The 3,661-nt window shown below is 61.8% G+C and carries 2 protein-coding genes and 1 pseudogene; 2 read left to right on the forward strand and 1 reads right to left on the reverse strand.

Annotated elements, in window-relative coordinates; all coding sequences use genetic code 11:
• Nucleotides 1-322 (forward strand): annotated as a pseudogene (locus tag Q0X85_RS07605) (glycerol-3-phosphate acyltransferase); the annotation flags it as partial.
• 136 nt (nucleotides 323-458) lie between these two features.
• On the forward strand, nucleotides 459-1,745 hold the full coding sequence (ccrA, locus tag Q0X85_RS07610) for a crotonyl-CoA carboxylase/reductase (RefSeq protein WP_297771049.1): 1,287 nt from the start codon (nucleotides 459-461) through the stop codon (nucleotides 1,743-1,745).
• Nucleotides 1,746-2,371: 626 nt separating this feature from the next.
• On the opposite strand, the gene Q0X85_RS07615 is transcribed toward ccrA, so the two are convergent.
• Nucleotides 2,372-3,292, reverse strand: coding sequence for a manganese-dependent inorganic pyrophosphatase (locus Q0X85_RS07615; RefSeq protein WP_297771051.1), 921 nt, complete (start codon nucleotides 3,290-3,292; stop codon nucleotides 2,372-2,374).
• Between the last annotated feature and the right edge of the window lie 369 nt (nucleotides 3,293-3,661).

Here is a 3,661-nt window from a genome sequence, read left to right on the forward strand (position 1 = left end):
GATGGCGCGAATCGGGGCCGAGGTGCCGGTGCTGCCGGTGCCGCTGGTGGCACGCGCGCTGGTGCTGGCCAAGGAGCCGCTGAGCCGCGCGGCGCTGGATGCCCGCGTGGCGGAGATGCTGGAGGCGGCGCCGCGCGCCCATCTGCACCTGCCGCGCGACGATCTGGCCTATGCGATACGCTTTGGCATCACCGTGTTGCGCAAGCGGGGGATGATCGAGGAGCATCACGGCGCGTTTTCCGTCATTGAGGCCGAACGCCCGCTACTGACCTATTACGCCGCCTCCATCGCGCATCTTTTTCGCGGTTGCAGCGGGAATTGAGCGATTTTTCTGCGTTTGCTCGGTCATATAATTACAAAAATAGACCCAAAGCTATTGCAATATTACCGATCCCTCAGTATCCCAAGGTCAGAGCGCCGCGATTCTGCACTGCGGCACGCGTTCACAGGAGGCTAGCATGGCTTTGGATAACGAGACGGGCATCGCGCCCTATGACGCACCGGAAAAAGACCTTTATGAGGTCGGTGAAATGCCCCCGCTCGGCTATGTGCCCAAGCATATGTATGCCTGGGCGATCCGCCGCGAACGGCATGGCGATCCGGAAACCTCGTTCCAGCAGGAGGTGGTCGACACATGGGAGATCGACAGCCACGAGGTGCTGGTTCTGGTGATGGCGGCGGGCGTCAACTATAACGGCGTCTGGGCCGGTCTCGGCCAGCCGATCAGCCCGTTTGACGGCCACGGCGCGGACTATCACATCGCCGGGTCCGATGCGGCGGGGATCGTCTGGAAGGTCGGCGAGAAGGTCAAGCGCTGGAAGGTCGGCGACGAGGTGGTGATCCACTGCAATCAGGACAATGGCGACGACGAAGAGTGCAATGGCGGCGATCCGATGTTCTCGCCCACGCAACGGATCTGGGGCTATGAGACGCCGGACGGCTCGTTCGCGCAATTCGCGCGGGTGCAGGCGCAGCAGCTGATGCCGCGCCCCAAGCACCTGACCTGGGAGGAAAGCGCGTGCTACACGCTTACGTTGGCCACCGCCTATCGCATGCTCTTCGGTCATGCGCCGCATGATCTCAAGCCGGGGCAGAACGTTCTGGTGTGGGGGGCCTCGGGCGGTCTGGGGTCTTACGCGATCCAGCTGGCCAATACGGCGGGCGCGAACGCCATCGGCGTCATCTCGGACGAGAGCAAGCGTCAGTTCGTTCTGGATCAGGGGGCCAAGGGCGTCATCAACCGCAAGGAGTTCAGTTGCTGGGGTCAACTGCCCAAGGTGAACACGCCGGAATACAATGACTGGCTGAAAGAGGCGCGCAAATTTGGCAAGGCAATCTGGGACATAACCGGCAAGGGCGTCAGCGTCGACATGGTGTTCGAGCATCCCGGCGAGGCGACCTTTCCGGTCTCCAGCCTGGTCTGCAAGAAGGGCGGCATGGTGGTGATCTGCGCGGGCACCAGCGGCTTTAACTGCACCTTCGACGTGCGCTACATGTGGATGCACCAGAAGCGTCTGCAAGGCAGCCATTTCGCCCATCTCAAGCAGGCGGCGGCGGCCAACAAGCTGATGGTCGAACGACGGCTGGACCCTTGCATGTCCGAGGTGTTCCCGTGGGACGAGATCCCGCAGGCCCATACCAAGATGCTCAACAACGAGCATAAACCGGGCAACATGGCGGTGCTGGTCCAGGCCCCGCGCACCGGGCTGCGCACGGTCGAGGATGTGCTGGACGCAGGGCGGTGATTTGAGCGCCCAAGGCTGAGGCCTCAGGGCCCGCGCGTCACAATAGTGGCGTGCGGGCTTTTTTGTTGAAAATTCATTAATTCAAAGAGTTGGAGGATGAATCCCCGCCATTTCAGGCAATACGAATTCGTGAGTGTTGCATCAATCCATGGCATGCTAGGGTTGTGTCACGGTTTTGTTAACATCTGTGGGGTGAGGTCGGCGATGCGAAACGAATGGATACTCGACGTGCTAGCCGATCTTCAGACCTTCGCCTCTGACAACGGGCTGAATGTTCTGGCCGAAACGCTGCATGACACAAGGTGTGTGGCCGTGACCGAGCTGACGTTGACTGAGGAAGGAAAATCAGGGCGTGAACACGGCCCTGCCCGTGCCGCTGGAGCAAGTGCTGTAGGCTGTCGAACGGGCCTCTGATCTGGAGAATTTACAACGCCTCACTGAGCCAACAAGTTGGATGGCAGGTTGATCGGCGTGCAAGTGGCGCAAACGCTGACGAAATGCCAGTAGACTTTGTGGGCCTGTATCAAGCCTGCGTTAGTTGCCGTGGCGCGGGCGAGGGCGCGCGGTCTGATCGTGATCTGACGGGGCCGCCGGACGGCGGCCCCTGAAAAAAGCCCGCAGAGCGATCAAAGAGTAAGGTTTGGGATGATCTGCTTCTTGCGGCTCATCACGCCGGGCAAGACCACCGCGTCGCCCGCAACAGTCGCGCCAAAGCTCTTCTCGGCGAGCGCTTTGACCAGATCGTTCGGCACCAGCAGCGTCGCCTCTTCATTCAGGATATCCACCACGAACAAGAGCACCTGATCGACGCCATCCTCGGCGGCGACGGTGGTCATGCTGTCCATCAGGCTGGCCTTGCGGTCGAGCACGGTGGCGGGGGCGGTCGTCTCAAGCACGCTGACGCGGAATTTCTTGCCGCCGACCTCGTATTCCTTGGAATCCATCCGCAGCAGTTCGGCGTCGGAAAAGGCCGACACGTCGGATTTCGCGGCGAACATCTCGGCGGCGTAGTCGGGGATCGAAACGCGCAGATCGGCTGCGAGGCGCTCGGCCACGGCGCGGTCATGGTCGGTGGTGGTGGGCGAGCGGAATTCCAGCGTGTCGCTGAGGATGCAGGTCAGCGCCGCGCCCTTGGCCCAATCGGGCATGCGGGCGGCGTCGTCGCCCATCAGGTCAACCATGATCGTCGCGGTGCACGCAAGCGGGCGCACGGTGATGTCGATCGGGCCCTTGGTCTCCAACCCGCCGACCAGTTTGTGATGGTCGATGATCGCCTGTATGTCGGCACCGTTGATGTTGGCGGGCAGTTCCGCCGGGTTGTTGGTGTCAACCACGACGCAAGCCTGACCGTCCTCGACATCAGAGATGATGCGCGGCTTGGGAAGGTCCCATTTGGTCAGAAGAAAGGCGGCTTCGGTGTTGGGCTCGCCCAGCAGGACGGCCTCGGCGTCGCCGCCCTTCACCTCGTTGAGATACCAGGCCCAGAGGATCGGCGAGCCGGTGGAATCGGTGTCGGGGGATTTGTGGCCGAAAACGAGTGTGGTCATGATGCGTGTCCTCAATGATCGTGAATGCTTCGGCGCGCCTTATAGGGAGGTACGCGGGGTTTGTCACCCGGCAATGCTGCACTGCGGCAATTGCGGCGATTCCGGTGTCCGCCTCTCGCATCGTCACCCTCGAACGTGATCTGAGGGTCTCCCGGCCAGGAGATCCTCTGGTCAAGCCAGAGGATGACCAGGGAGGGAGGGCGACGGGCGAGTCGATCACAGCCGGTGGGGCGGTACAGTTTGGCCTTGAGCTGCCGTTGCCGCAAGCCGCGCATCGTCGTGCCGCGGTGTGGCGACCCAACGTTAGTTTGGCAGTGCTTAATGCCAGCCAAGCCCGGAAAACATCAGAGCGCAGAACAGGTTGCAGCC

It is taken from the genome of uncultured Roseovarius sp. (assembly GCF_947259555.1).
In the GTDB taxonomy this organism is placed as follows: domain Bacteria; phylum Pseudomonadota; class Alphaproteobacteria; order Rhodobacterales; family Rhodobacteraceae; genus Roseovarius.

What these genes read in the sequence shown, in the direction of transcription:
- Q0X85_RS07615 (WP_297771051.1), bottom strand. Translation starts at nt 3,292, where the DNA reads ATGACCACACTCGTTTTCGGCCACAAATCCCCCGACACCGATTCCACC.
- ccrA (WP_297771049.1), top strand. Translation starts at nt 459, where the DNA reads ATGGCTTTGGATAACGAGACGGGCATCGCGCCCTATGACGCACCGGAA.